24 protein-coding genes and 3 tRNA genes are annotated in these 22317 nt (G+C 71.3%); 8 read left to right on the top strand and 19 right to left on the bottom strand.

The annotated features are described in order from the left end of the window. Positions 1–10: 10 nt before the first annotated feature. The 17 genes from OHV05_RS04350 to OHV05_RS04270 all read right to left on the bottom strand — a co-directional run bounded on the left by OHV05_RS04350 (position 11) and on the right by OHV05_RS04270 (position 13092). Positions 11–562: a hypothetical protein gene (locus tag OHV05_RS04350; RefSeq protein ID WP_405016418.1), complete on the bottom strand. Its 552-nt coding sequence runs from the start codon at positions 560–562 to the stop codon at positions 11–13. Positions 563–567: 5 nt separating this feature from the next. Then, positions 568–999 (bottom strand): hypothetical protein, encoded by a 432-nt coding sequence (locus tag OHV05_RS04345; RefSeq protein WP_405016417.1) that lies wholly within the window; start codon positions 997–999, stop codon positions 568–570. Further along, on the bottom strand, positions 996–1286 hold the full coding sequence (locus tag OHV05_RS04340; protein WP_405016416.1) for a DUF5403 family protein: 291 nt from the start codon (positions 1284–1286) through the stop codon (positions 996–998). Before OHV05_RS04340 ends, OHV05_RS04345 begins: the two co-directional genes overlap by 4 nt. Then, positions 1252–1602, bottom strand: a complete 351-nt coding sequence (locus OHV05_RS04335) for a hypothetical protein (protein ID WP_405016415.1) — start codon at positions 1600–1602, stop codon at positions 1252–1254. Before OHV05_RS04335 ends, OHV05_RS04340 begins: the two co-directional genes overlap by 35 nt. A gap of 2 nt (positions 1603–1604) precedes the next feature. Further along, a complete protein-coding gene (locus OHV05_RS04330; protein ID WP_405016414.1) occupies positions 1605–1820 on the bottom strand; it encodes a hypothetical protein in 216 nt (71 codons plus the stop codon). Between the two features lie 171 nt (positions 1821–1991). Then, positions 1992–2903, bottom strand: coding sequence for a P22 phage major capsid protein family protein (locus OHV05_RS04325; protein ID WP_405021385.1), 912 nt, complete (start codon positions 2901–2903; stop codon positions 1992–1994). Between the two features lie 41 nt (positions 2904–2944). After that, positions 2945–3430 (bottom strand): hypothetical protein, encoded by a 486-nt coding sequence (locus OHV05_RS04320; RefSeq protein ID WP_405016413.1) that lies wholly within the window; start codon positions 3428–3430, stop codon positions 2945–2947. A gap of 32 nt (positions 3431–3462) precedes the next feature. After that, entirely contained in the window at positions 3463–4422 is a 960-nt protein-coding gene (locus OHV05_RS04315; protein ID WP_405016412.1) for a hypothetical protein, read from the bottom strand. Further along, positions 4419–5729, bottom strand: coding sequence for a phage portal protein (locus OHV05_RS04310; RefSeq protein WP_405016411.1), 1311 nt, complete (start codon positions 5727–5729; stop codon positions 4419–4421). Before OHV05_RS04310 ends, OHV05_RS04315 begins: the two co-directional genes overlap by 4 nt. Positions 5730–5816: 87 nt before the next feature. Next, on the bottom strand, positions 5817–7274 hold the full coding sequence (locus OHV05_RS04305) for a terminase (protein WP_405016410.1): 1458 nt from the start codon (positions 7272–7274) through the stop codon (positions 5817–5819). Between the two features lie 199 nt (positions 7275–7473). After that, positions 7474–7914, bottom strand: coding sequence for a hypothetical protein (locus OHV05_RS04300; protein WP_405016409.1), 441 nt, complete (start codon positions 7912–7914; stop codon positions 7474–7476). Between the two features lie 1075 nt (positions 7915–8989). After that, positions 8990–9193 (bottom strand): HNH endonuclease, encoded by a 204-nt coding sequence (locus tag OHV05_RS04295; protein WP_405016408.1) that lies wholly within the window; start codon positions 9191–9193, stop codon positions 8990–8992. A 149-nt stretch (positions 9194–9342) separates the two neighbouring features. Continuing rightward, entirely contained in the window at positions 9343–10236 is an 894-nt protein-coding gene (locus tag OHV05_RS04290) for a methyltransferase domain-containing protein (RefSeq protein WP_405016407.1), read from the bottom strand. Positions 10237–10608: 372 nt separating this feature from the next. Then, positions 10609–10678 (bottom strand) — tRNA-OTHER (locus OHV05_RS04285). A gap of 395 nt (positions 10679–11073) precedes the next feature. Then, positions 11074–11148, bottom strand: a tRNA-Trp gene (locus OHV05_RS04280). 4 nt (positions 11149–11152) lie between these two features. Beyond that, positions 11153–11224, bottom strand: a tRNA-OTHER gene (locus OHV05_RS04275). A gap of 131 nt (positions 11225–11355) precedes the next feature. Next, entirely contained in the window at positions 11356–13092 is a 1737-nt protein-coding gene (locus tag OHV05_RS04270) for a recombinase family protein (protein WP_405016406.1), read from the bottom strand. A gap of 423 nt (positions 13093–13515) precedes the next feature. Between OHV05_RS04270 and OHV05_RS04265 the strand changes: the two genes are divergently transcribed. Beyond that, on the top strand, positions 13516–14292 hold the full coding sequence (locus OHV05_RS04265) for a glutamate racemase (RefSeq protein WP_405016405.1): 777 nt from the start codon (positions 13516–13518) through the stop codon (positions 14290–14292). A 3-nt stretch (positions 14293–14295) separates the two neighbouring features. Here the strand turns inward: OHV05_RS04265 and OHV05_RS04260 are convergent, their stop codons facing one another. Then, positions 14296–15099 carry a pentapeptide repeat-containing protein gene (locus OHV05_RS04260; RefSeq protein ID WP_405016404.1) on the bottom strand — a complete coding sequence of 268 codons (804 nt, stop codon included), beginning with the start codon at positions 15097–15099 and terminating at the stop codon, positions 14296–14298. A 218-nt stretch (positions 15100–15317) separates the two neighbouring features. Here OHV05_RS04260 and OHV05_RS04255 point away from each other — a divergent pair, with 218 nt between their 5' ends. Next, on the top strand, positions 15318–16349 hold the full coding sequence (locus OHV05_RS04255; RefSeq protein ID WP_405016403.1) for a glycosyltransferase family 2 protein: 1032 nt from the start codon (positions 15318–15320) through the stop codon (positions 16347–16349). Between the two features lie 45 nt (positions 16350–16394). On the opposite strand, the gene OHV05_RS04250 is transcribed toward OHV05_RS04255, so the two are convergent. Next, the gene (locus OHV05_RS04250; protein ID WP_405016402.1) at positions 16395–17411 is read right to left on the bottom strand and encodes a polysaccharide deacetylase family protein; all 1017 of its coding nucleotides are present in this window, start codon (positions 17409–17411) and stop codon (positions 16395–16397) included. A gap of 400 nt (positions 17412–17811) precedes the next feature. Between OHV05_RS04250 and OHV05_RS04245 the strand changes: the two genes are divergently transcribed. The 6 genes from OHV05_RS04245 (at position 17812) to OHV05_RS04220 (ending at position 22314) form a co-directional block, all read left to right on the top strand. Next, on the top strand, positions 17812–18072 hold the full coding sequence (locus OHV05_RS04245) for a hypothetical protein (RefSeq protein ID WP_403043525.1): 261 nt from the start codon (positions 17812–17814) through the stop codon (positions 18070–18072). A 238-nt stretch (positions 18073–18310) separates the two neighbouring features. Next, positions 18311–19135 carry a polysaccharide deacetylase family protein gene (locus OHV05_RS04240; RefSeq protein WP_405016401.1) on the top strand — a complete coding sequence of 275 codons (825 nt, stop codon included), beginning with the start codon at positions 18311–18313 and terminating at the stop codon, positions 19133–19135. Next, positions 19128–20300, top strand: coding sequence for a glycosyltransferase family 4 protein (locus tag OHV05_RS04235; protein WP_405016400.1), 1173 nt, complete (start codon positions 19128–19130; stop codon positions 20298–20300). Before OHV05_RS04240 ends, OHV05_RS04235 begins: the two co-directional genes overlap by 8 nt. Before the next feature lie 32 nt (positions 20301–20332). After that, positions 20333–20980 (top strand): sugar transferase, encoded by a 648-nt coding sequence (locus OHV05_RS04230; protein WP_405016399.1) that lies wholly within the window; start codon positions 20333–20335, stop codon positions 20978–20980. 180 nt (positions 20981–21160) lie between these two features. After that, positions 21161–21769, top strand: a complete 609-nt coding sequence (locus OHV05_RS04225) for an acetyltransferase (RefSeq protein WP_405016398.1) — start codon at positions 21161–21163, stop codon at positions 21767–21769. 50 nt (positions 21770–21819) lie between these two features. Then, positions 21820–22314: an NUDIX hydrolase gene (locus OHV05_RS04220; RefSeq protein WP_405016397.1), complete on the top strand. Its 495-nt coding sequence runs from the start codon at positions 21820–21822 to the stop codon at positions 22312–22314. Positions 22315–22317 lie beyond the last annotated feature (3 nt).

Raw genomic sequence — 22317 nt, 5'->3', positions numbered from 1 at the left:
TCCGCTCGGGTCAGACCAGGACGCCCCACTCGCCGACCGCGTTGCCGATCAGGGTGGAGCCCAGGAGCGTGCCCTTGATCGGGAACGACACGAAGTCATCGCTGGCCATGGAGATGGCGTCGGAGCCCAGCAGGGACACCCGGGGGTGCCACAGCGGCAGGAACCGGGTGCCGTCCACGAGGATCAGCAGCACGGAGCGGACCTGCGGCACGGGGCTGGCCGGGATGCGGAACGAACCATCGGCCTGGACCGCGTCGGTGCCCGCGCCGAAGTACAGGCGGTACGTCTCGGCGTCCGCCTGGATCGACTTGAAACTGATGGAGTAGGCGACGCTCGGGTTGGTCTGCCGCAAGCGGGTGTTCTGCCAACTGCCCTTCGTCTCCGGGTCGTCGCCGTCGCGGGAGAACTCCGGCAGCTCGTCCAGGCTGGTGTGGCCGACGCTGACCCACTTGGCGCCCGGGGACAGGGGGTTGGTGATGGTGGTCGGCTTCGGCTCGTCCGGCGGGGCGGTGTACAGATAGCCGCCTGCCGGGACGATCACGGCGGTGTCGGAAATCGGCAAAGGGCCTACTCCTCAGGGTGGTTGGTCGGTGGATGGGGGCGGGCGGTGACCCGGTAGGTGGCCTGGAAGCGGAACAGGTCCGGCCCCGGGTCCGGTGTTCCGGTGCGCAGTTCGGCGGGGCCGCTGATCTCCCGCCCGGTGCTGAGATAGCCGTCCGGGCCGGGAAACTGCGCACGGCAGGCGGCCAGCAGGACGGTGCGGGCGGTGCGGGCCAGGGCGGACGCCTCGCGGCGGGTGGCGGCAGCGCACTGCACGTCGATCAGGGCGGCGTCGATGCCTGCGGCCGAGCCGGCGGAGCCGGGCACGCGGCGGGCCACCACCAGGGGCAGCGCGGCGGACCAGCTGGCGGGCCACAGGACCCGCACCGTCGCCCCGGCAAGGCCCTTGCGCAGGGCGGACGTGACGAGGGCGTCGACGTCCGGGAGAACAGGAATCACAGGGCCGCCTCGATCAGGTGCAGGCCCGCCACGGGCGTGCCGTCGGGCGCGATGTGGCCGTAGTTGATCGCCAGAATGGACGGGTCCGCGATGGACACGGTGGCGTCCGGCGCGGACACCTCGACGGTCAAGGAGCGGGCCAGGTCACCGGTCTGGACGTGTGCGGCGACCGCTGCGCGGACCAGGTCGGCCCGGCGCTCCAGTTCGGCTCGTACCTCCCGTCGGACTCCGGGGAGGTGGGCGACGACGGAGTTAGTGTTCGGCTTGACGGTCGCCAGGTGCGTCACCTCCTCGGGGCCGGATCAGTGCGGTGGCGTAGGCGGTGCGTCGGCTGCCCCGGAAACGCTTCGGGTCGCCGACAACGGTCCAGACGGTGCCGTCCCACTCCACCCTGGACCAGGGTCCGGCGGGCAGGGTGCGGGCGGTGAGCCAGTGGTCCGCGCTGGTGAGGTAGCCGCCCTCGGGGGATTCTGCAGTCGTTGCCGGGCGGACGGTCGCCCAGACGGTGACGGGTGCGGCAACTCCCGGCTGGGTGCCGCCGTACCCGTCGTCCACGTCCCGCAGCGGGTAGACCAGCACGCGGTCGCGGCCCCGGTCGAGCATGCTCACAGGCTGCCGCCGATCCCGGCGATGGGCACGGAGAACAGGCCGGTCGAGCCGGCGGCCGAGCGGATCAGCCGGGCCTCACCCGGCGTCAGGTCCACACCCACCGGGGCGGACGCGGGGAGCTGGTAGGAGTACGAGCCCTGCATTTCCATCCGGTAGCCCTCGGGGCTGCGCACCCGGCGCTCTGCGGCTGCGAGGACCACCGAGCGCGCCACGTCGGGGGCGGTGGCCGGGTCGGGCCAGGGCAGGCCGTAGGCCCGGACCGTGGCGGAGGCGTCCGCGAGGGCAGCCTCCGCCTGGGCCAGGTCCGGGCCGTCGGGGGTGTAGCCGAGCCGCGCCGCCAGCTGGTCAACTGTCGCCAGTGACTCGGTCGTTGCTCAGCCTCCTTACGGCGTGGCGGGGAGGGTGAGCTTGACCGCGCGCAGGAGCTTGCGGGCCCCGGTGCCGTTCAGCCGGTCGGTCATCACGTTGTACCCGGCGTAGATGTTCACCACGGACCGGTCACGGAGCTTCGCGGAGTCGTAGTCCTTGATCCACCGCATGGACAGGCCGTTGAAGGACTGCGAGGCGCCGAAGGCGACCCCGCCGGGGATGGCCGGGGCACGGGTGGACAGGACGAACGCGGACGGCACGAAGGCGTACGCGGTCCCCGGGGCGATGACGGTGGAGGTGACGACCTTGAACCCGGCCAGGTTGCCGAGGGTGGCGTCCTTGAGCGCGGAGTCGGAACCGGACTGGTCCACCTTGCTGATCCGCTCGGACTTGAGCAGGCTGGTTTCCACGTCGGAGCCGACCAGCAGGGTGCGGCCCTGGAAGGGAACGTTCTGCTTGTTCAGCGCACCACGGGCGTCGACGATGCCCGACCACGGGTCCTTGCCGTCGAGGGTGACGGTGGTGTTGTAGGTGGCACCCTCGATGAGGGACGCAACGCCGTTGTCGATCGCGCGGGCGACGGCGCCGACCTGCGGAGAGAGGATCTGGGCCCCGAAGTCCTTGATATCCAGGGTCAGTTCCTCGTCCGTGATCTGGACGGCCGAGTAGATGTCCTTGTTGAGGGAGACGTTGACGCCTTCCTCGGTGAGGGAATCAAGGACGATGTCGGCGGGGTTGGCCGCTCGCCAGTCCTGCTCGCGAGCGTCCAGGCGGGCCGGAACCCGGATGGTCACCGTGTCGCCCTTAGCGCCGGTGAAGTCGAAACCACCAGACGTCCAGACCAGGTTGGCGAGGATCAGGTCCCGCTCAAGGAGGCCGAGCGCGGTGGCCGCGATGGTCTCGGCCTTGAGAAATGCGTTGCTCAGGTAGTCAGCTTTCTGTCAGCGGGTACGAATTTGGTATCCGGTCAGGCGCGGGAGCGGGTGACCAGCGCGGCCAGGGCGACCGGGTCGGTCGGGGTGGACGGCGTGCCGGGGGTCAGCCCGCCGGTGCCCAGGGTGGTGGTGCGGGTGTGGAATGCCTTCGCGAGGTCCTTGGCGTGTGCCTCCCGCTCGTCCTCGTCCGCACCGGTGATCAGGTCGGCGAACACGGCGGGCAGGTTGTAGGTCCGGCCCAGGCGCTCGCGGTGCAGCTCGCCCTCAAGGGCGGTGATCCGGGCGGTGGCCGCCTCGTACTCCTCCGGGGTCTTCGCGGCCGTCAGCGCGGCCTGTACCTCGGTGAGCTTGGCGGCGCTGGCGCGGGCGGTCTCCAGCTCGGTGCGGGCCCAGGCCGGTAGCGCGGCCTCGTCCCGCTCGCCGTCGTCCGCCGGGCCGGCGGGGGCGACCGCGGTCGTCTCATCCGGGCCCTGGTCCGTCTGCGCGGCCGGGTCCGGGGTGGTCTGCTCGTCTGCCAAGTGGTGCGTCCTCCAGGGTGGTCGGTGTGCGGTCAGCGCCGCTGGGATGAGATGTGCTTGCGCCACGCGGACAGCGCGGCGGGACCGCTCAGGCCCTTGGTGACGGTGCGCCACTCCTGGCGGTACCGCTCGGAGTCCGGCGAGACCTGGTCGGTGCGGCTGTAGACCGGGCGGATCTGGCAGTGGCACATCGGGTGGTACTTCTCCAGGTCCTCCGGATCGTCCGGCAGACCGTCGGCGGAGTTGCGCAGAACGGCAGCGTCCCTGGACTTGTAGACGGCGCCACGGCTGGCGAGCATCGCGCACCAGGAGCACGGGTCCTCGTCCGGGACGCGGGCCCAGCCCAGGACCCGGCGGTCACGGCGGGTGGTCTGGGCGAGCAGGTCCCGCCCGCCGCGCAGTACCTCCCGGTCGGCGCTACCGGCGGCGGTGATCCCGGCGCGGGCGGTGGCGTCATCCAGGGCTGCGACGTATCCGGGCCCGTCGAGGCGTCCGGCGTTCAGGTCTGCGGTCAGCCGGTCGGCGGCCTGCTTGGCCCGTACAGGGCCGGTGACCGCCAGGGAGGTGCGGGCCGCCGCTTCGTGTGCGCCGTCGTCCGGCAGGGGCCAGTCGAATAGCTCCAACTGCACGGCGTCCGTCTGGCTTTCACCTCCTTCGGTGTCGTCGTCAAGGCCCGAGATCCGGGCCCAATCGGCCCGCAGGTCGGCCAGCGAGACCGAGTCGGCGGCGTACCCGCCGTGGCGGGGCGGCACGGTGGTGCCGGTGGCCAGGGCCCGGTGCAGCCGGTAGTACGCCGCTGCCACGTCCCGGGACCGCTCCCGCTCCCGCCGCACCACCGCCATGACCGTGGCGAGCCACGTAGCGCCGGTGACGGCCAGGGAGTTGGGACGGACAGCTGACCAGGCGGCCAGCGACTCGGCGGCGACGGCGGCACCGATCCGGGCCTGTGCCCGGCGGTGCTGCTCCACCAGCCGCAGGACGGCTGCGCTCACGCGGCTGCCTTGGACAGGGAGTCGGCCAGGCGGGTGGCCGGGTCGTCCTCCGCAGCCGTCTGGGCCCACTCCTCCACGTCAGTCGCACTGACACCGGGGATAAGGCGCCACAGGGCGCGCGGTGGAACGTTGAGCATCTGTGCGGCCTTGCCGAGCGCGTCAACGGTCTGGGACAGCGACCGGGACTCCGCGTCACGCCACACCACCTGGGCGGCCGGATCGGGCGCCGCTCCGGCGATCTGGGCACACAGGCCGAGGACCGTCTCCCAGGACTCGCCAAAGGTCTTCTTGAACTCCTCGATCGCGCGGAACATCCCGGCCTCGGCTGCCTTCAGGCCCTCCGCGCTCATGTTGGCCAGCAGTGTGGCCAGCAGGTGGTGCCCGGGAATCTGGGAGACGGCAGCCAGGCTGCGCACCCCCGCCTCCACCGCTTCGAGGTAGCCCGTCATCGGGGTCTCGTCGAGCTGGCCGAACCGGGTATCGGGGTCGGGTGCCACCAGGAACCGGCTGGCGTCCGCCTGGATCGGGACGACGCGCGGCTTGCCCGTGGCGTTGTCTAGGACCGGCTCGCCCGTCTCGGGGTCCCGTACCAGCTCCGGGGCCAGGCCCGAGATGGTGCGCACCTTGAACGCGCCGAAGGTCTGCACGACGAGCTGGTCGAACACGCCCTGATTCAGCCTGTCCTGGAGGGTGATCACTGGTTCGATCACGCCCAGGACCCGGCCCTCAAGGTCGATCTCCGGGGCGAAGCGCACCACGGGGCAGACGCCCAGGTTGTGGGCGGTGAAGCTCAGGGCCTTCGTGCCCTCCTTGCCGCCGATGCTCAGTTCGGTGACGCCGGAGGCGTCGTAGAACCACCCGTGCGCGGCCTGGTCGGAGCTGGCCGGAACGGCGTCAACTCGCAGGGCCCACATGGGCAGTGCGTCCGCCTCAGGGTCGTCGTAGAAGGCGATCATGCGGCGCGGCGACACCGCCCGGATACGGGCCTGGCCGGGTAGGGCCGGGTCCTCCAGCACGGTGACGAAGCACTGGCCGTAGGTCAGGGCGCTGCGGTGGATGGCGGCCTGGCGGCCGTCCAGGCGGTTGGCCTGCCACGCCTGCCACTCCGCCGGTGCCGTGTCGGGGGCCGTGTCCGTGCGCCGGAAGCCCTCCACCGCCATGGTCTGCGCGGTCGTCTTGACCACCAGGGGCAGCCAGTTGGAGATGGCACGCTTGGCCAGGAGCTTGTACTCCTCGGTGGCCGTACGCGGGAGGTAGGGGCCGTCGTGGTCCCCCCGTAGGTACCGGTCGATGCGGTCGAACCGCACCAGGTCAGTACGCAGGGCGGCGAGCCCGGTCTCGGCGGCTGCCTCCGGGGCAACCTGGGTAGCGTTGGTCAGGTGGGCCCCTGTCTCTCAGAAGAAGTACACGGCGCCCGAACGTTCGGGCTTGTGGGTCTTGCCGGACTCCAGCAGCCTGTGCCGGGCCAGATCGGCCAGCAGCACGGCGGCGTACCCGTCGACCTTCCGGGAGGACTCCCGGGAGGACTTGCCGAACGACAGTCCGTACCGGTTTGGCCTGCGCCTGGCGTTCAGCACGTGGCGGCGCAGGGTGGCCGCCAGCGGCGAGCCGGCGGGCCCGTGGCGGACGGTGCCGTTCTCCAGAGCGGACAACAGCCGCTCGTTCGCGGCCGTCAGCTCGGCGAGGCCGCCGCGCATGTCCCGGCCAACAGCCGAGCGGGGCGATGCCTTGATGAGCAACTGCTCGCGGTAGTCCTCCGACCAGGTGTCGATGTAGGACTCCCACAGCGCCACGTCGGCGAAGAACGCCGAAACCCGGTAGACGGCGAGGGCGTTGCGGACTACGCCGTCAACGGCCTGGCGGTCCACCTCCCAGCCGTCACCGGCCGGGCCGTCGGGGGCCTCCCAGATGCCCAGGGGCATGATCAGGCGGTCCCGAACGCGGACGGCGCACAGGGCGGTGGCGTCGTCGCTCTTGCCCCCGTCGAACCCGAGGGTGATCTCGTCACCCGGGGCCAGGCCCTCATCGGCGGCCAGGCGGTCCCAGTCCTCTGGGGCGATCAACTGGTCTTCGGCGGTCACCAGTTGGTTCAGGAACATGCGCTGGCTGCGCGAGCGCGGCATGTGGCCGCTGTAGATCGTGGAGATGATCCAGGCGACGTCCAGCCAGTCCGAGTCACCCCGGGCGGCGATGATCCCGGCCCGGAGCTGGTCCGGGTCGGACATGTCTACGGGCGGGGACTCCACTGAGTCGTAGTAGAGACCGGACGATCGGGCCTTGCCCTCGGCGACCTTCGACCAGGCGTGCCAGGTCTGTTCGGCCACCGAGTCCTCGCCCGGCTGCGGGGCGTTGGTGATCTCCAGCGTCCGGGCGCCACCACCACGGGACTTGCCGACGTTGCCCGCGATGGTCATCGCCATCTCGTGGCCCTGGTTCGCGGCGATCCAGTGGTGGGTTTCGTTCAAGATCACGAAGGTGGCGCGGCCACCCTCCAGTGAACGAGGCGAGGATGTGACCGCCTCCATCACGCCACCGGCGCGGGAGTAGATCACCTCTTTGCCCAGGTCGACGCCGTACTCACTGATCAACCGGGCCGACAGCATCGCCGGGAACAGCCGCATCGTGTTGCGGGTCTGGTCCTTGGAGACGGCGGCGACCTGGACCCAGGGCGCGGAGTGCGGCACCACCAACGGAGTGCCGTCCGGACGCCAGCCGCCGAAGCGGCACGGACCGACGAACTCAACGGCAGCGAGAGCAGCCGCGAACGGGTCCTTGCCCCAGCCCTTGAGGCGGCGGACGGTGCCCTGCCGGTGAACGAACGCTCCATCGGCGTCGATCTCGTACCAGCGCAAAACGATGCGGGTCTGCTCGGCGGTGAACTTGAACTTCTCGCCCGCTCTCGGGCCATCGGGCTGGAGCAGGTAGTGGCCGGTCCAGTTGAGGATGGCCCAGCCGAGGGTGCGGTTCCGGGGCGGGATGCTGTCCGGCCAGGTCCGGACGGGGGACAGCTCGGTCAGCCAACCACCCCCTCGGGTACGAAATTGGTATCCGCTACCCGCTCTCGGCGGCGTCGGCGGCCTGGCGGTAGTGCTCCATCAGCACCAGGTGGGCGACTTCGTCGGGGTCCTCGCCGTCGCCCAGGCGCTCCAGCTCCACGCGGGCCCGTCGCCGGGCACCCTCGGTGGTCAGTAGGTCGGTCATGCCGGACAGCACGCTCTGGAACAACTGGGCGGAGAACCGGGCGCCCTGGTTGAGGTTCCGGCTCATCGCCTCGGCGATGTAGACGGCAACGGCCCAGTCGGATGCCTCGTAGAACTGGGCCTGTCCGGACTCCCGCAGGGAGCTGAACCACTGCTCGGCGACGGGGTGCCAGTCGGCGTTGGGCTCGGGCACCGGCGGGGCGTGTCCGGCCTGGGCGGTGACCAGCGGCGGGCCTTCGTCCTTGTTGCGCCTGCGGCGGTGGGCGGACCGCTTCGGTACGGGTCCGGGCATGGGCACCCCCAATCGGTCGGAGCATGGGTATGCAGCGGGCGAGCCGGCGGGCTGGGTCCCTGGTTCGCGGCCCTGGAACCCGTACAGATGGCGAGGTGCTATACGCCTGCGGGGGCCGGGGAAGGGCCCAAGGGGGTCACCCCCTACCCCTGGGAGGCCGTTCAGCAGCGCAGCGAACATGACCATGCAGCGGGCCGAGCATAGGTATGCGACCGCGGTCGCGTGTCAGGCCAACTCGCCCGGGTGGCGGTCCACCGGCCGGACCCGGGTGGGCCGTGGAACCAGGGCACGTGCTGCTGTCGCTTCCGCTGCTGTCTTCCGCCGGTGGTGCCAACGACACAACGCCTGGAGGTTGGTCAGGCTGTGGTCACTGCCGGGGACGATGTGGTCCACGTCCGTTGCCACCTCCGTGCACCGCCCGGCGTCCACCAGGACAGCCACACAGCAGTACTGATCACGTGTCAGGACAGTGCGGCGGAGGGCCCGCCAGTTCGGTGGAAGCTCCGCCCGGCGGTTGCTTGTAGACCAGGGCAGGGGCAACTCCCGACAGGCAGCTAGAGCGCGCAGCGCGGACAATTGGGCATATGGCCATTAGTACTGATCTAGCCAAACAGTGCTCGGTGATCATCCCCGCACTGAGCCTTGCGTTAGCAGTTCAGATCCGGAGGGCTCTTTCGGATTTGCGGAGCCAAGGATCTTTCGTGTCGGCCCTTGTGAAGGAGTCGAAGAGGGTCAATGTTAGGTATGCGCGCAGCTCGGAAGCGGGGAGGCTAATCATTAGAACATCGCGCGAGGCGACACTTCTTCGAGGGCTTGGGATGGCCGTCTATGGCTATGTGCCCTTCGTTCTCCTGGCTGAAATGGCATGCCTAATGACGCTGACTGAAAGTCCAGGACTACGCACAAATTCATCATTCTTGAATAGTAATGGATTTGTCATATGCATGGCATTGATCGGGCTAGCTGGAATTCTTGTGATCCCTTCGGCCCGATTTTTTGAGAGTGCGCTTTTTCGCCATCCGCGAACCATGAAGAAGGCCAGAGAGGTCCTTGAGGACCGTCCTTCAAAAGGTGGCTAGAACGGCGGCGTCTCGTGCCCCAGGTCCCGCCGGGTCTTCGCCCGATGGCAGCCCTTGCAGAGCAACTGGACGTTGTCCGCCGTGTCCGTCCCGCCCTTCGACAGGGGCTGGATGTGGTCCACCTCCAGAGCGGACGGCAGGTAGTCCACCGTGCAGGCCACGCAGGTCCCGGAGCCGGCGGCCCGGAGAGAACGCCGCACGGTAGCGGCAGCGTCATGACCCATGGCCACGGCCCGCCACCGCTGTGAACGGTCCACCGCTGTGCGGCGGTTCACGTAGATCGCGTGGTGCTTGGAGCACCGGCCACGGCGGACAGCACGGGCCGGGCAGTCAAGGCAGGTACGGCGCACTACGCCTCGCCTCCATCGATCACCCGGGTAGCCGCCTTGGGGTCGCCCTTCACGAAGGTCAGGACGTACTGGTGGACGCGGCCGATCTTCCGGCTCGCCCGCCACTGGTTCGGCAGCCGCATCGGCGCTGTACCAAGGCTGTTCAGCAGGATCGCGTCGTTGTACAGCCGGGCCCCGGCGGCCTCATGGGCGGCGATGGTCAGGGGGACGAGGCCACGTAGGCGGCCGGTGCTGCCCCGGACCTCACCGACGACCCAGGTGGTGAACCTGTCGTTGGCCAGGCACCGGACGGACTCCCGGATCACCTTGCTGTACGCCTCGGTGAAGGCGTCCCAGGTCATGTTGGACAGGTCCGCCGGGTCCTCCGAGTACCGCTCCAGGGAGTGGTACGGCGGGCAGGTGAACACGTAGTCGGCACTGCCGTCCGGCACATCGGCCAGGGCGTCCCTGGCGTCACCAACTACCCAGTGCGGGTGTGTGGTGAGGAGCTGTCGGGCGTGCCAGTCATCAGCGGTGTCCCGGTTGAGGGCAACCTGACCGGGACTCAGGTCAACGCCGGTGTAGCGGTAGCCGCCGTTCCCGGCGACGAGGCCACGGACGGCACCACCCGCGAACGGGTCGAGGATGCGCCCTGCGGGTGGACAGAACCAGTGGTAGGACGCCTCGGCCAGGACGGGATCGAAGACGGAGGCACCGGCCTTGAAGCCCTTGCCACCGAAGTTGTCGTCGAGGCCGATCGTGTTCAGATGCTCCCGGCCCTCATCGGCCCCGACGCCCAGCTCCCGCCACATGCGGCGCCGCTTGACCCACGGCCCCATGTCGCTGCGGAGAACGCTGAACGGGGTGATCCCCGGCGCGGGGCCGTAGCGGTCAACAGTCGTGCTCTCGGTCACGGGCCCCCTCGGGTACGAAATTGGTATCCGTTGCCCGCCCGGGATTGGGCAGGTGTTGCCCCTGGCTGGGGCACGGCGGAAGATTGATTTGCCGGGCTGTGCGAGACCGCTTTGGCTGTATCTGCGCCCACAACCAGGTTTGGTGGCGAGTGCGTCGAGCGGCCCGTTTCGGTACCGTCCCTCGGTGGCCGTGAAGGCCAACACGATGGGAGCACCCTTCGAGCGTCTAGCGGTTGCGTCGGTCTCGGAGGGCGAGCAAGAGCTGAGCGACCCGGAAAGCAACGCTGAGCCGAGCCGCTCAGTTTCTTTTGCCAGCCTCGGATCGCCGCTGCCAGGCGGGCGGAAGGTCCCGAGCCGGCGGGTTGGGACCAGGGGGTCCGGCAGGGATCGAACCTGCGCTTCCCCCGGACGGGGGCGGCCTTGCCGGTTAGCCGACGGACCCTGGGCGCCCGGAAGTACACACGGGCTAGGAGAGTGGGGCCTCGGACCGCCAGGCCCGGTTGGGATGCGCGGGAATCCCGCTCTCACATGTCTATGGGGTGCACAGGTAGAGCGGCGGGACGCCGGAGCCGTCCATGTAGGAATGCAGGAACGGAGGCACTTCCCGGTAGAGCCCTATATGCGTATGGGGTGTTGTCTGAAACGCCTACAGTTCCTACATTCCTACATTTCCGCAGGTCAAATGCCCTGCCGGAGGGCTGCCTGACATGTAGGTATCCGTGTGCCGCTAGCCATCGCAGTACTAGCCGGGACTCTGTGTAAATCTATGACTACATAAGGTAGTTAGTGCGGACATGCAAACTGCCCGCCACCGGGATTGATCCACAGTGACGGGCTTGGCACGGGCGGAGGGACTCGAACCCCCAGCCTTCCGCTTTGGAGACGGCTGCTCTGCCCATCGAGCCCACCCGTGCGAACCACCCGGCCGGACTTGAACCGGCGTCCCCCGCCTTGTTGGACGGTGCTCTGGCATCTGAGCTACGGGTGGTCGTGGTCTTGATTCTGTGGCACGGCCTGCGCAGGGACCACAGGTTTTCGGGCCCAGGGGCCCACGGGCATGCGGACGGCCCGCCACCGGGGATGATCCCAGTGACGGGCCGTCGTGGTCCCTACGGGCCGTCAGGCGGCCGGTGTCAGCGTGAGTGCGGCGCTGCCCTTGGTCTTGCGCTGCTGGGTCCGCTGTGCGGCCTGTACGGCCAGCGCCCGCACCCCGGGCTGCGGGTCGTCAATCCACGTTGGGACGATGCGATCCTCGATCGGCGTGCGGTCCCCGGGCCGTGCTGCCGGACGGACCGTCAGGTGGCCCAGGGCGGCCTGGAGAAGGGCGCGGCGCCCATCCACGTCCTGGGACACCCACAGCTCCGCCAACGTCTCCCCGTCACCCAGCGGCGCCAGGTCGTCTTCGCCGGACAGGGCGGACAACTGTGCGGTAAGGGTGGTGATCTGGAGGTCGAGGGCTTCCGCCAGCCGCTCGTACGCCCGTTCCGGCATCCCCTTGAGGTAGTACCGGTCATCGAGTTGGGTGCGCCGTTCCCCGGCCTGCTGGAGGGCGGAGCGCAGCTTGTCCCGCTGCGCGGTCTGCTCCGGGTTCATGAACCCCAGCCAACGGCGGCCGATCGCCTGGACCGTCGCGGACCCCGGCGGCAGGGACTTGACGTGGTTGATCCACAGCACCTCCACCGCAGCCTCCAGCCGGGCGGACGTGGTAGTGAACCCGGCACAGGCGGCCGGGCCCTGCTCCGCACGGGCGCGGCAGGTCAGGGTCACGCCTGCACTCCTGGCGGGTCCGCCACAGTGCGGGCACCGCAGGATCAGGGGCAGCAGGGCAACGCGCTGACGGTGCCCGCGCCCCCGCCCATTGGCCCGGGGCTTGCCCGTAGAGCGGGCGGACAGGTTCCCCTGGATCGTCACCCACTCCGAGTACGTCACGACGCCCTCGCCACACGTGACCGGCAGCCCGTCCGGACCCATCAGGACGCCGGGCCGGTCCCACTTCCCCGTCGGCTGCCCGTGCTCGTCCAGAACCGGGCGTGACTCCGGGACCAGCCCGGCCCAGTACGGGGAATGGCACAGCTCCACAATCGCCCGCTCCGTCCACGGCTTCCCGTTGCGCCGCACGGCCCCGTCAGCGGTCATCACGGCCACGATCTCCTTCGGCCGCCTGTTCTCCCGCAGCAGGACGGCGATGCGCCGCGACGGCCCGTACTCCACCGGGTCCGGCTCCACCCGCATCGCACCCTTCTTGCCCGTGGCCCGCAGCCCGTAGGGGGCGTTGCCACCGGTGAAGCACCCCTCCTCCTTGTGCGCGTTGATCCCGTTGGTGACCCGGAACGCGATCTCCGCAGCCTCCTCCCGCGCCCGCTCGGACAAGATGGCAAACAGCAGGCGCCCACCCTTCCGACTGTCCAAACCCTCGGACACGCTGACCAGGGAAGCCCCGCGCTTGTCGAACTCGTCCAGCAGGACACCAACCTTGCCCATCCCCTCCCGGGACAACCGGTCCGTCTTCCACACGGCCAGGCCCTTGGAGATCCCCGTCAGCACCGCATCACAGGCACCGTCGAACTCCGTACGCCGGACCCAGGACTTACTGGCCGACTTCTGCTCGAACCAGATGTGGCGCAGCGTCACGCCCTCTTTCCTGGCCCAGAACGCCAGGTCCCGGACGTGACTCCGGAGGTTGGTCAGATCGTCTTGCTTCCGGCTACGCCGGACGTACCCCTCCCGGAGTTCGTCCGGCGTGCCTGCTGTCACCTCCCACAGGCCAAGGTCGGCGAGCTGCTCGGGGGTGAAGCCAAGGCCCAGCAAGGTGTCACGGTCGGCACGTACGGCGGTCTCAGTCAGGGTGGCAGTCACGGGGCGTCCTCCAGGTCAGGGCTACTGCCCTTCCTGGGAGAGCGAAGATCGCCTCACCTGGCCCGGGCAGAACCTATGGTTCTGACCGGGCGCCGTTCCCCGAGCCCCTGACCGTAGATGCCCGAGCGCTTGCATAAAGATCGGCGTCGCCCACGCGGCGGAGCCGCACAACAGCAGAGCCCCGAGCCCCTGACCGTAGATGCCCGAGCGCTTGCATAAAGATCGGCGTCGCCCACGCGGCGGAGCCGCACAACAGCAGAGCCCCGAGCCCCTGACCGTAGATGCCCGAGCGCTTGCATAAAGATCGGCGTCGCCCACGTGGCGGAGCCGCACATCAGCAGGGCCCCGAGCCCCTGACCCTAGATGGTGGAGCCGGCAGCGCGGTCCCGCCTCCTGGGGGCGGCTCCAGTAGAGTCGTGAACCGTGAAGATCGCACTGGTGGACTCCGGACTCGGACTGCTCGCGGCCGCCGCGGCCCTGCGCCGCCGCCGCCCCGACCTGGACCTGGTGCTCTCGTCCGACCCCGACGGGATGCCCTGGGGGCCGCGTACGTCCGAGGACATCGCCGCGCACGCGCTTGCCTGTGCCCGGGCCGCCGCCGAGCTGGAGCCGGATGCGCTGGTGATCGCCTGCAACACCGCCTCGGTGCACGCGCTGGAGGTGGTCCGGGCCGAGCTGGAGCCCGGCCTGCCGGTGATCGGGACCGTCCCGGCGATCAAGCCTGCGGCGGCGGCCGGGGCCCGGGTGGCGATCTGGGCCACTCCGGCGACCACCGGGAGCCCCTACCAGCAGCAGCTGATCCGGGAGTTCGGCGGCGGAGCCACCGTCACCGAGGTGGCCTGCCCCGGGCTGGCCGATGCGGTGGAGCGGGCCGACCGGGAGGCGATCGCCGCCGCGGTGGCCGACGCCGCCGCGCGGACGCCCGCCCGGACGGACGCGATCGTGCTCGGCTGCACCCACTACGAACTGCTGGCGGAGCAGATCCGGGAGGCCGTGGCCGCCCCGGGCGGTCCGCTGCCGGTCTGCCACGGCTCGGCCGACGCGGTCGCCGCCCAGGCGCTGCGCCGGATCGGCACCGACCGGCCCGCCGGCGGCGGCACCGTCACGGTGCTGCTCAGCGGCCGGGTCGGCCGCCTGCCGCCCGCCGTCCTGCGGTACGCCGAGGGCCGGCTGCTGGCCGAGCCCGCGCCGGTGCGCTGACCGTTACCAGTGACCGGGCTTCCGCAGCCCGGACGGCAGCCGGGTGCTCGCGTCCCCGCGCGCCGCGTTGAGCTGGGCCTGGGTCAGGAAGAGCGCCCCGGTCAGGTCGGCCCCGGTCAGGTCGGCGTCCCGGAAGTCCACGCCGATCAGGTCGGCCTCGCGCAGGTCGGCCCGCTTGAGGTCGGCCGCGATCAGGTACGCCCCGCGCAGGTTGGCCCCGCGCAGGTTCGCCCCGGCCAGCCGGGCGCCCATCAGGTCGGCGCCCCGGTGGTTGCGCTTCTTGCCCGGCACCCCGGCCCGGACCAGTTCGCTGGCCCGCAGCAGCAGCTCGCCGACCTCCTGACGGATCGTCGGCACGTCCGCCGCGAGCAGCTCGGCGGCGGTGCCCCGGGTCAGCGCCTCGATCCGCTCCAGCGCCGCGCGCAGCTGCCCGTGCACGGACTTCGCGGCCCGCAGGGTGCCCGCCTCGGTCAGGTAGTACAGCAGCTCGTGCAGCTGCCGCATCACCGGGAACACCTCGTACATCGCCCCGGCGGTCTCGGGCGCCTCCCGCCAGCTGCGTCCCTCGAAGGTGATCTGGGACACCTTCTGCCCGGCGCCGAAGCAGTCGAAGACCGTGCACCCGGTGAAGCCGGTGGTCCGCAGCTCGGCGTGGATGCCGCAGCGGAAGTCGGTCCGCAGGTTCTTGCACGGCGTGCCCGCCGCCTTGGTGACCGCGAAGTCGGCCGACCGCGCGAACGGCAGGGCCACGCAGCACAGGCCGAAGCAGTTCGCGCAGTCGGACAGCAGCTCGAGGTTCTCGGACACCACGTGGGGACTCCCGGCACGGACGGGTGCCGTGCTTCCTCCGGCGCCCTGGACGGGTCCATTGTCCCCGACCGTCCGGCCGCTCCGGCCCCGGGCCCCGGCCGTTCGGACGCGGTCCGGCCGCTGCTGGTCAGCGGGGAGGGGTTACGTGTATACCAAGAGGTCGATGACCGGTCGCAGGACGGTCGCCACCACCGACCGAAAGGCCCACGGAGCCGATGTCGCCCCGACTCTCCGTCGTCGTCCCGATCTACAACGTCGAGCGTTACCTCCAGGAGTGCCTGGAGTCGATAGCCGCGCAGTCCTTCGAGGACTTCGAGTGTGTGCTGGTCGACGACGGCTCGACCGACGGCAGCGCGGCGATAGCCGAGGCGTTCGCCGCAGGGGACCCGCGCTTCCGGCTGGTCCGGCAGGAGAACAAGGGCCTCGGCGCGGCCCGCAACACCGGCTGGCGGCATCTCGCCCCGGGCACCGAGTTCCTGACCTTCGTGGACAGTGACGACACCCTGCCGACCGGCGCCTACCAGCTGATGGTCTCGACCCTGGACGAGTCCGGTTCGGACTTCGTGGCGGGCAACGCGCTGCGGCTGCGGGTGGCCGGGCTGTTCCCCTCGCACGGCCACCGCAGGCCGTTCGCCGAGACCAGGCTGAGCACCCACGTGCGCGAGGTGCCCAGCCTGGTGACCGACCGGACGGCGTGGAACAAGGTCTACCGCCGCTCGTTCTTCGACGCGGCCGGCGTGCTCTACCCCGAGGGCATCCTGTACGAGGACGCCCCGGTCAGCGTCCCGCTGCACTACCTGGCGAAGAGTGTGGACGTGCTCTCCGAGCCGATCTACCACTGGCGGGTCCGGGAGAGCGGCGACCTGTCGATCACCCAGGTGAAGACCGATCCCCGGGGCGTGATCGACCGGGTCCGCTCGATCGAGCTGGTCCGGGAGTGGCTGCTGGCCAGGCCCGAGCCGGAGTTCGCCGAGTACCTGCGGTCCTACGACCACAACACGCTGGTCGAGGAGCTCCCGATGTTCTTCTGGTCGGTGCCGGACGGCGACCGGGGCTACCGGGCGGCCTACCAGGAGCACGTCAGCCGGCTGCTCCGGGCGATCGGCGTGGAGCGGATCGACGGGCTGCCCGCCCAGCTGCGGCTCAAGTACCGGCTGACGCTGGCCAACCGGATGGAGCGGTTCGTCGCCGTCCAGCGGCTGCACCGTCAGGTCCGGAACCTCCGCTCCCGGCGCGCGGCGGCCTGACGCCGGGTCGGCTCCCGGTGACCTGCCCCGGGAGCCGACCCGGCGTCACTCCGTGACGGTCGGGCTCTTGCGCCAGCGCTGAACGGCGGGCTCCAGGCCGGACAGGATGGTGTCGAAGCGCCGGGTGCTGGTGGTGGAGTCGACCTGCAGCCGGCTGATCCGGAGTGGGTGGACGGGCAGCCGCGGGCCGAGCCGGTGGTCGGACAGGAAGCCGAGCCGGTAGCCGAGCTGGCGCAGCAGGGTGTCGGCGCGCGGGTCGTAGCCGCCGTTCGGGTAGGCGAACGCGGTCGGCGGCTCGCCGAGCCAGCGGGTGAGCGCCTGGTGCGCCCCGGTGATCTCGGTCTGCACGGTGGAGTCGTCGCAGCGGGCCAGGCAGGGATGGCCGAGCGTGTGGTTGCCGATCGCGACGTTGCCGTCCTGGAGGGCCCGCAGGTCCTCGGGGGAGAGCTGGTCCTGCCCCGGCGGGCGGCGGCGGGCGCTGACCCGCAGCTCGTGCAGGCTGCGGCGGCGGTCCGGGTCCGGCAGCGCCTTCAACCGGGCCAGCAGCTGCTCCGGGCGGACGTGGCTGCGCAGCGAGCGGGCCTGACCGCCGTGCCGGGCCAGGAACGCCGCCTCGTGCCACCAGAACGGGCGGTCGGTGCCGATCAGCTCGGAGATCACGAAGGCGGCGGCCGGAATCCCCCGGGCCGTCAGCTCCGGCAGCGCGTGGGTGAGCACCGAGCGGTCGGCGTCGTCGAAGGTGATCAGCACCGAGCGCGGCGGCAGCGGCTTCCCCTCGGCGATCGCCTGGTCGACGTCGTCGACCGAGACCGGGGTGGCCAGCCGCCGGAGCCGGTCGAGCTGGGCGCCGAACGACCGGGGATCGGTCACCCCGTGGTAGGCGAGCACCGCGAGCCGCTGGGCGGCCCGGGCGCGGAACAGCGGCTGGGCGGGCGAGAACCGCAGCCAGCCGCCGCGGTCGGGCTCCGGTCCGGCGTCGTCGGCCGTGGCCGTCCTGGCGCCGGCCTTCGCCGGCCGGCTGCTGACGGTACTGCTGAGTGTGGTGGCTTCGGACTGCGGCACTGGGCCCCCCTCGGTCGCCGGTGCGGCGTGGTGGTACCACCGGGGGGCCCTGACCGCCCTCCGGTCCCGGGGCGCGGCGGCGCCGCCCTCGGCTCGGTCGACCACGGCGGGGACTCCCAACCCGCTCCGCGGACGGCCTGGTTCGCTGCTCTCGATTGCTGCTGGCTCTGCTGGGCCCGGGCGGCCGGCGGGCGGTGTGTGGGCACCGTCCCGACCGGCGGCCGAGCTCGATCCGGATCGCTCAATGTAGTGGAGACCACTCGGGGGCACCGATGGTTGTACGGCGTTTCGGCGAGATTTCGCGGGAGCGCGCAGGGGGCTCGGGGCGGGCGCGGTAGGGTGCGCCGGGCCGGGGCCCGGCGGCCGTCACGGAGCGGGCGACGGGTATACCGTGGGTGGCATGGGAGAGACGCAACGTGATCATGGTGGGAAGCCCGCGGCCCGGATCTGGGCCGGCGCGGCCCTGCACCGGCACCAGGTGCTGCTGACCGTGGTCGGCGCGGCCTGCATCGCGATGGGCATCCTCACCGCCGTGCTGGTCCCGGAGAGCGACGGCCCCGCCTGGGCGATGGCGGTGGCCGGCTGCCTGGCGGCGGGCGTGCTGCTGCTCGGCCGGATCGCCTTCGCGGTGCTCCGCCGGGGCGAGCGGACCGCTCTGTAGGTCCCCCCGATCACCCTTCGCCCCGGCGTACGCGGGGTGAATGCGCCGGTCAGATCCGGTCCGGTCCGGCATCGAGCTGATCGGACCGGCCGATTTTCGGCCTATCTGCGCGCTTCTTTCACAACTTCCGGGCATCAGCCCCACACATCCCCCTAGTCTGGGTCCCGCCCGGTCGGCAACTGCCGCCGTGCGCTGGACCACTTGCGGTGCCGGGGAGGGCATCGCAGAGGGGGGAAGGATGGCTGGCACCGCTGTGTCCGGAGACATCCGGGGCAGGGTCAAGCAGCAGTTGGCACGGGTGGCCGGGGGGGTCCCCGGCGAGGGTGCCACGGTACTGATCTACCACCGGGTCGGCGGCGGCTCCGCCGACGAACTCGACGTCACCACCGCCGACTTCACCGCCCAGATGGACCTGCTGGCCGAGCTGCCACCCGGCCGGGTGGTCGGCCTGGACGAGGCCACCGACCGGCTGGAGGCCGGCCGCCGGACCCCGAGCACCGTGCTGACCTTCGACGACGGCTTCGCCGACGTGTACGAGAACGCCTGGCCGCTGCTCCGGGAGCGCGGCCTGCCGTTCACCATCTACCTGGCCAGCGGCCAGGTCGGCGGCGAGATGCGCTGGGAGGGCTCGACCGCCAAGGAGTCCGGCGCCCCCGGCCTGAGCTGGGACCAGCTCAGGGAGATGGCCGGCTCGGGTCTCTGCACGGTGGCCAACCACACCCGCAGTCACGCCCGCCCCGCCCTGCTCAGCACCGCCGAGCTGGACGCCTGCAACGACGACGTCGAGCAGCACCTCGGCACCCGCCCGAAGCACTTCGCCTACACCTGGGGTGTCCCCGTTCCGCACATGGACGAGGCGCTGCGCGCCCGGTTCCGCACCTCCGCCACCGGCCGGGTCGGCCGGAACGACCCCGGCTTCGACCCGGTCCGGTTCTGCCGGGTCCCGGTCCGCCGGACCGACCCGATCGACTTCTACCGCGCCAAGCTGTACGGCCGGCTGTTCCCCGAGCGGGCCTACGCCCGGATCGTGGCCACCGCGAAGGCGGTCGGCGCCCGTGCCTGAGACGCCGTCACCCCGGCTGCGCGGCCCCGGCGGCCGCCCGCTCCGGGTGGTCCACCTGACCACCGTGGACATGAGCCTGCAACTGCTGCTGGCCACCGAGCTGCGGGTCGACGTCGAGTCCGGCTTCGAGACCTACGGCATCAGCGCCCCCGGCCCGTACCTGGAGCAGCTCGAGGCGATCGGCATCCGGCACGAGCCGCTGCCCTCGCTCACCCGGGCCTGGCAGCCGGGCGCCGACCTGGCCGCCGCCCGCGAACTGCTCGGCGCGCTGCGCCGGATCAGGCCCGACGTGCTGCACACCCACAATCCCAAGACCGGCGTGCTCGGCCGCATCCTCGGTCGGCTGGCCGGTGTCCCGGTGGTGGTCAACACCTGCCACGGACTCTGGGCGCAGGCCCACGACCCGTTCGCCAAGCGGCTGTTGGTGCTCGGGGCGGAGGCCGTCGCGGCCCGCTTCTCGCACGCCGAGCTGTACCAGAACGGCGAGGACCGGCAGACCCTGGCCCGGTTCGTGCCGGCCCGCCGCTCCCGGGTGGTGGGCAACGGCGTGGACCTCTCCCGGTTCGGGCCCGACCCGGCTGCCCGGGCCCGGATCCGGGCCGAACTCGGCGTCGCCGACGACGAGTTGCTGGTGGCCGGGGTCGGCCGCCGGGTGGCCGAGAAGGGCATCGTCGAGTACGCGTCGGCGGCCCGCGCGCTGGCCGGTAAGGCCAGGTTCTGCTGGATCGGCCCGCAGGACGTCGACAAGCCGGACGCCCTGGCGGCGGAGGAGGCCGGGGTCGACTTCCTCGGCAGCCGCTCCGACATGCCCGAGCTGTACGCCGCACTGGACGTCTTCGTCCTGCCCTCCTACCGGGAGGGCTTCTCCCGCTCCGCCATGGAGGCCGCCGCCAGCGGCCTGCCGATGGTGCTCAGCGACATCCGGGGCTGCCGCGAGATCGGTACCCACGGCGAGCACCTGCTGCTCGCCCCGCCCGGCGATGCCGGAGCCCTCACCACCGCGCTCGGCCGGCTCCTCACCGAGCCCGCCCTGCGTGAGCAGCTGGGCGCGGCGGCCCGTCGCCGCGCCCTGGCCGAGTTCGACCAGCGCGGCGTCGCGGCGGTCTCCCTGGAGACCTACGCGGCCGTGGCCAGGGCCAAGCGGTTGGCCTGGTCGGTCGGCTGAGCCAACCTCACACCACACCCGCTGGGGGAGAAATGAAACGAGGGGGGGACCTCGTGGTCACCGCGCTGGCCGGAAGCATCGCGCTTCCGCTCGGCCTGGTGATCGCGATCCTGATCCGCTGCACGATGGGCGGCCCTGTGCTCTTCCGTCAGACCCGGACCGGCCGTGCCGGTGCGGAGTTCGAGATCCTCAAGTTCCGCACCATGCGGGACAAGCGCTTCGCCGACGAACCCGACGCACCCCGGATCACCCGGCTCGGGGCGCTGCTCCGCAAGACCAGCCTGGACGAGTTGCCGCAGCTGTGGAACGTGGTGCGCGGCGAGATGGGCGTGATCGGGCCCCGGCCCACGCTGCCCGAGCAGGTCGTGCACTACTCGCCCCGGCAGCGGGGCCGGCTGGCGATCCGGCCCGGCCTGACCGGTTGGGCCCAGGTCAAGGGGCGCAACTCGATCAGCTGGCCGGAGCGGATCGAGCTCGACCTCTGGTACATCACCAACCGGACGGTCGGACTCGACCTCCGGATCCTGCTGATGACCGCCCGTCAGCTGCTCCGCCCGGCCGGGATCACCGCCATCGGCGGGGTCAACCCGGGCTTCCCGATCCCGACGACCACCACCACCCGCATCGTGCTGCCCCGGCAGGCGACGGCCCCGCGGATCCCGGTCGAGGAGGCTTCCTGAGCCGTGGTACACCACCAGGGGCCCGGGGAACTGCGACGCCGGCCCCGTGCAAGGTGATCGTCGCGTAGCCGGTCAGGTACGTTCGCAGTGACCCGATCGCCAGATCTCCTCGCCCGCGCGGCGGAGCCGCACATCAACACAGCCCCGAGCCCCTGGACAGTGCAAATGGAGGTAGTGCGGATGTTCTGGATCGTCGGGGCCGGCGGGGTCGGGCGGGAGGCGCTGGACACGGCGTTGGCGGCCGGGATGCCGGTGGCCGGGTTCCTGGACGACCGGGCGCAGGGGAGCACCGTGCGCGGCTTGCCGGTGCGGGCGCCGAAGGAGCTGGCCGCCGGGGAGGGGTATCTGATCGGGATCGCCGATCCGGCGGTGCGGGCCCGGCTGGCCGCGCTGCTGGACGGTCTCGGCGGGCGCCCGGTGACGCTGGTGCACCCGAGGGCGATCGTCGCGCCGGAGACCGAGCTCGGCCCCGGCTGTCTGGTGATGGGGGGAGCGTACGTCTCCAGCAGCGTCCGGATCGGCGCGCACAGCCAGGTGCACTACAACGCGACGGTCGGCCACGACACGGTGTTGGCCGAGCTGGTGACGGTCTATCCGGGCGGCAACGTGTCCGGGTCCGTGCACGCGGAGCAGGGCGCCACCGTCGGCAGCAACGCCGTGGTGCTGCAGGGGCGCAGGCTGGGCCGGTACGCGTTCGTCGGCGCCGCCGCCGTGGTCACCCGGGACGTACCGGCGAACACCACCGTGATCGGCTCCCCGGCCCGCCCGATGGCCCGCCGGGGCCACTGACCCGGGGGTTCGCCGGGCACCGGCGGGGCCCGACCGCATAGGGTCGGGCCATGGCCATTCCATCGTTCCTGGCGGAGCTGCGCTCCGTCGTCGGCACCCGCCCGCTCTGGCTCTCCGGCGTGGGGGCGGTGGTCCGCGACGAGCAGGGCCGGGTGCTGCTCAACCGCCGGTCCGACTCGGGTCGTTGGGCGATCGTCGGCGGCATCCTCGACCCCGGCGAGCAGCCCGCCGACGGGCTGGTCCGGGAGGTGTTCGAGGAGACCGGTCTGGTGGTCGAGCCGGTGGCGCTGGCCGCGGTGACCGTCTCGCCGCTGATCAGCTACCCGAACGGGGACCAGAGCCAGTACCTGGACCTGACCTTCCGCTGCCGCCGGGTCTCCGGCGAGGCGCGGGTGAACGACGACGAGTCGCTGGAGGTGGCCTGGTTCGCCCCGACCGAGCTGCCCGAGCTGGACGACTACGCCCGCTACCGGCTGGAGGTGGCGCTGGCCGGCAAGGCCGAGACGGTGTTCGCCTTCACCCCGCCCACCGGCGACCCGGCCTGACCG

Origin of the sequence: Kitasatospora sp. NBC_00070, from assembly GCF_045041205.1 — a bacterium.
GTDB lineage: Bacteria > Actinomycetota > Actinomycetes > Streptomycetales > Streptomycetaceae > Kitasatospora.
Note: the sequence above shows the minus strand (reverse complement) of the source record. Positions and strands in the feature narration are given on the sequence as shown.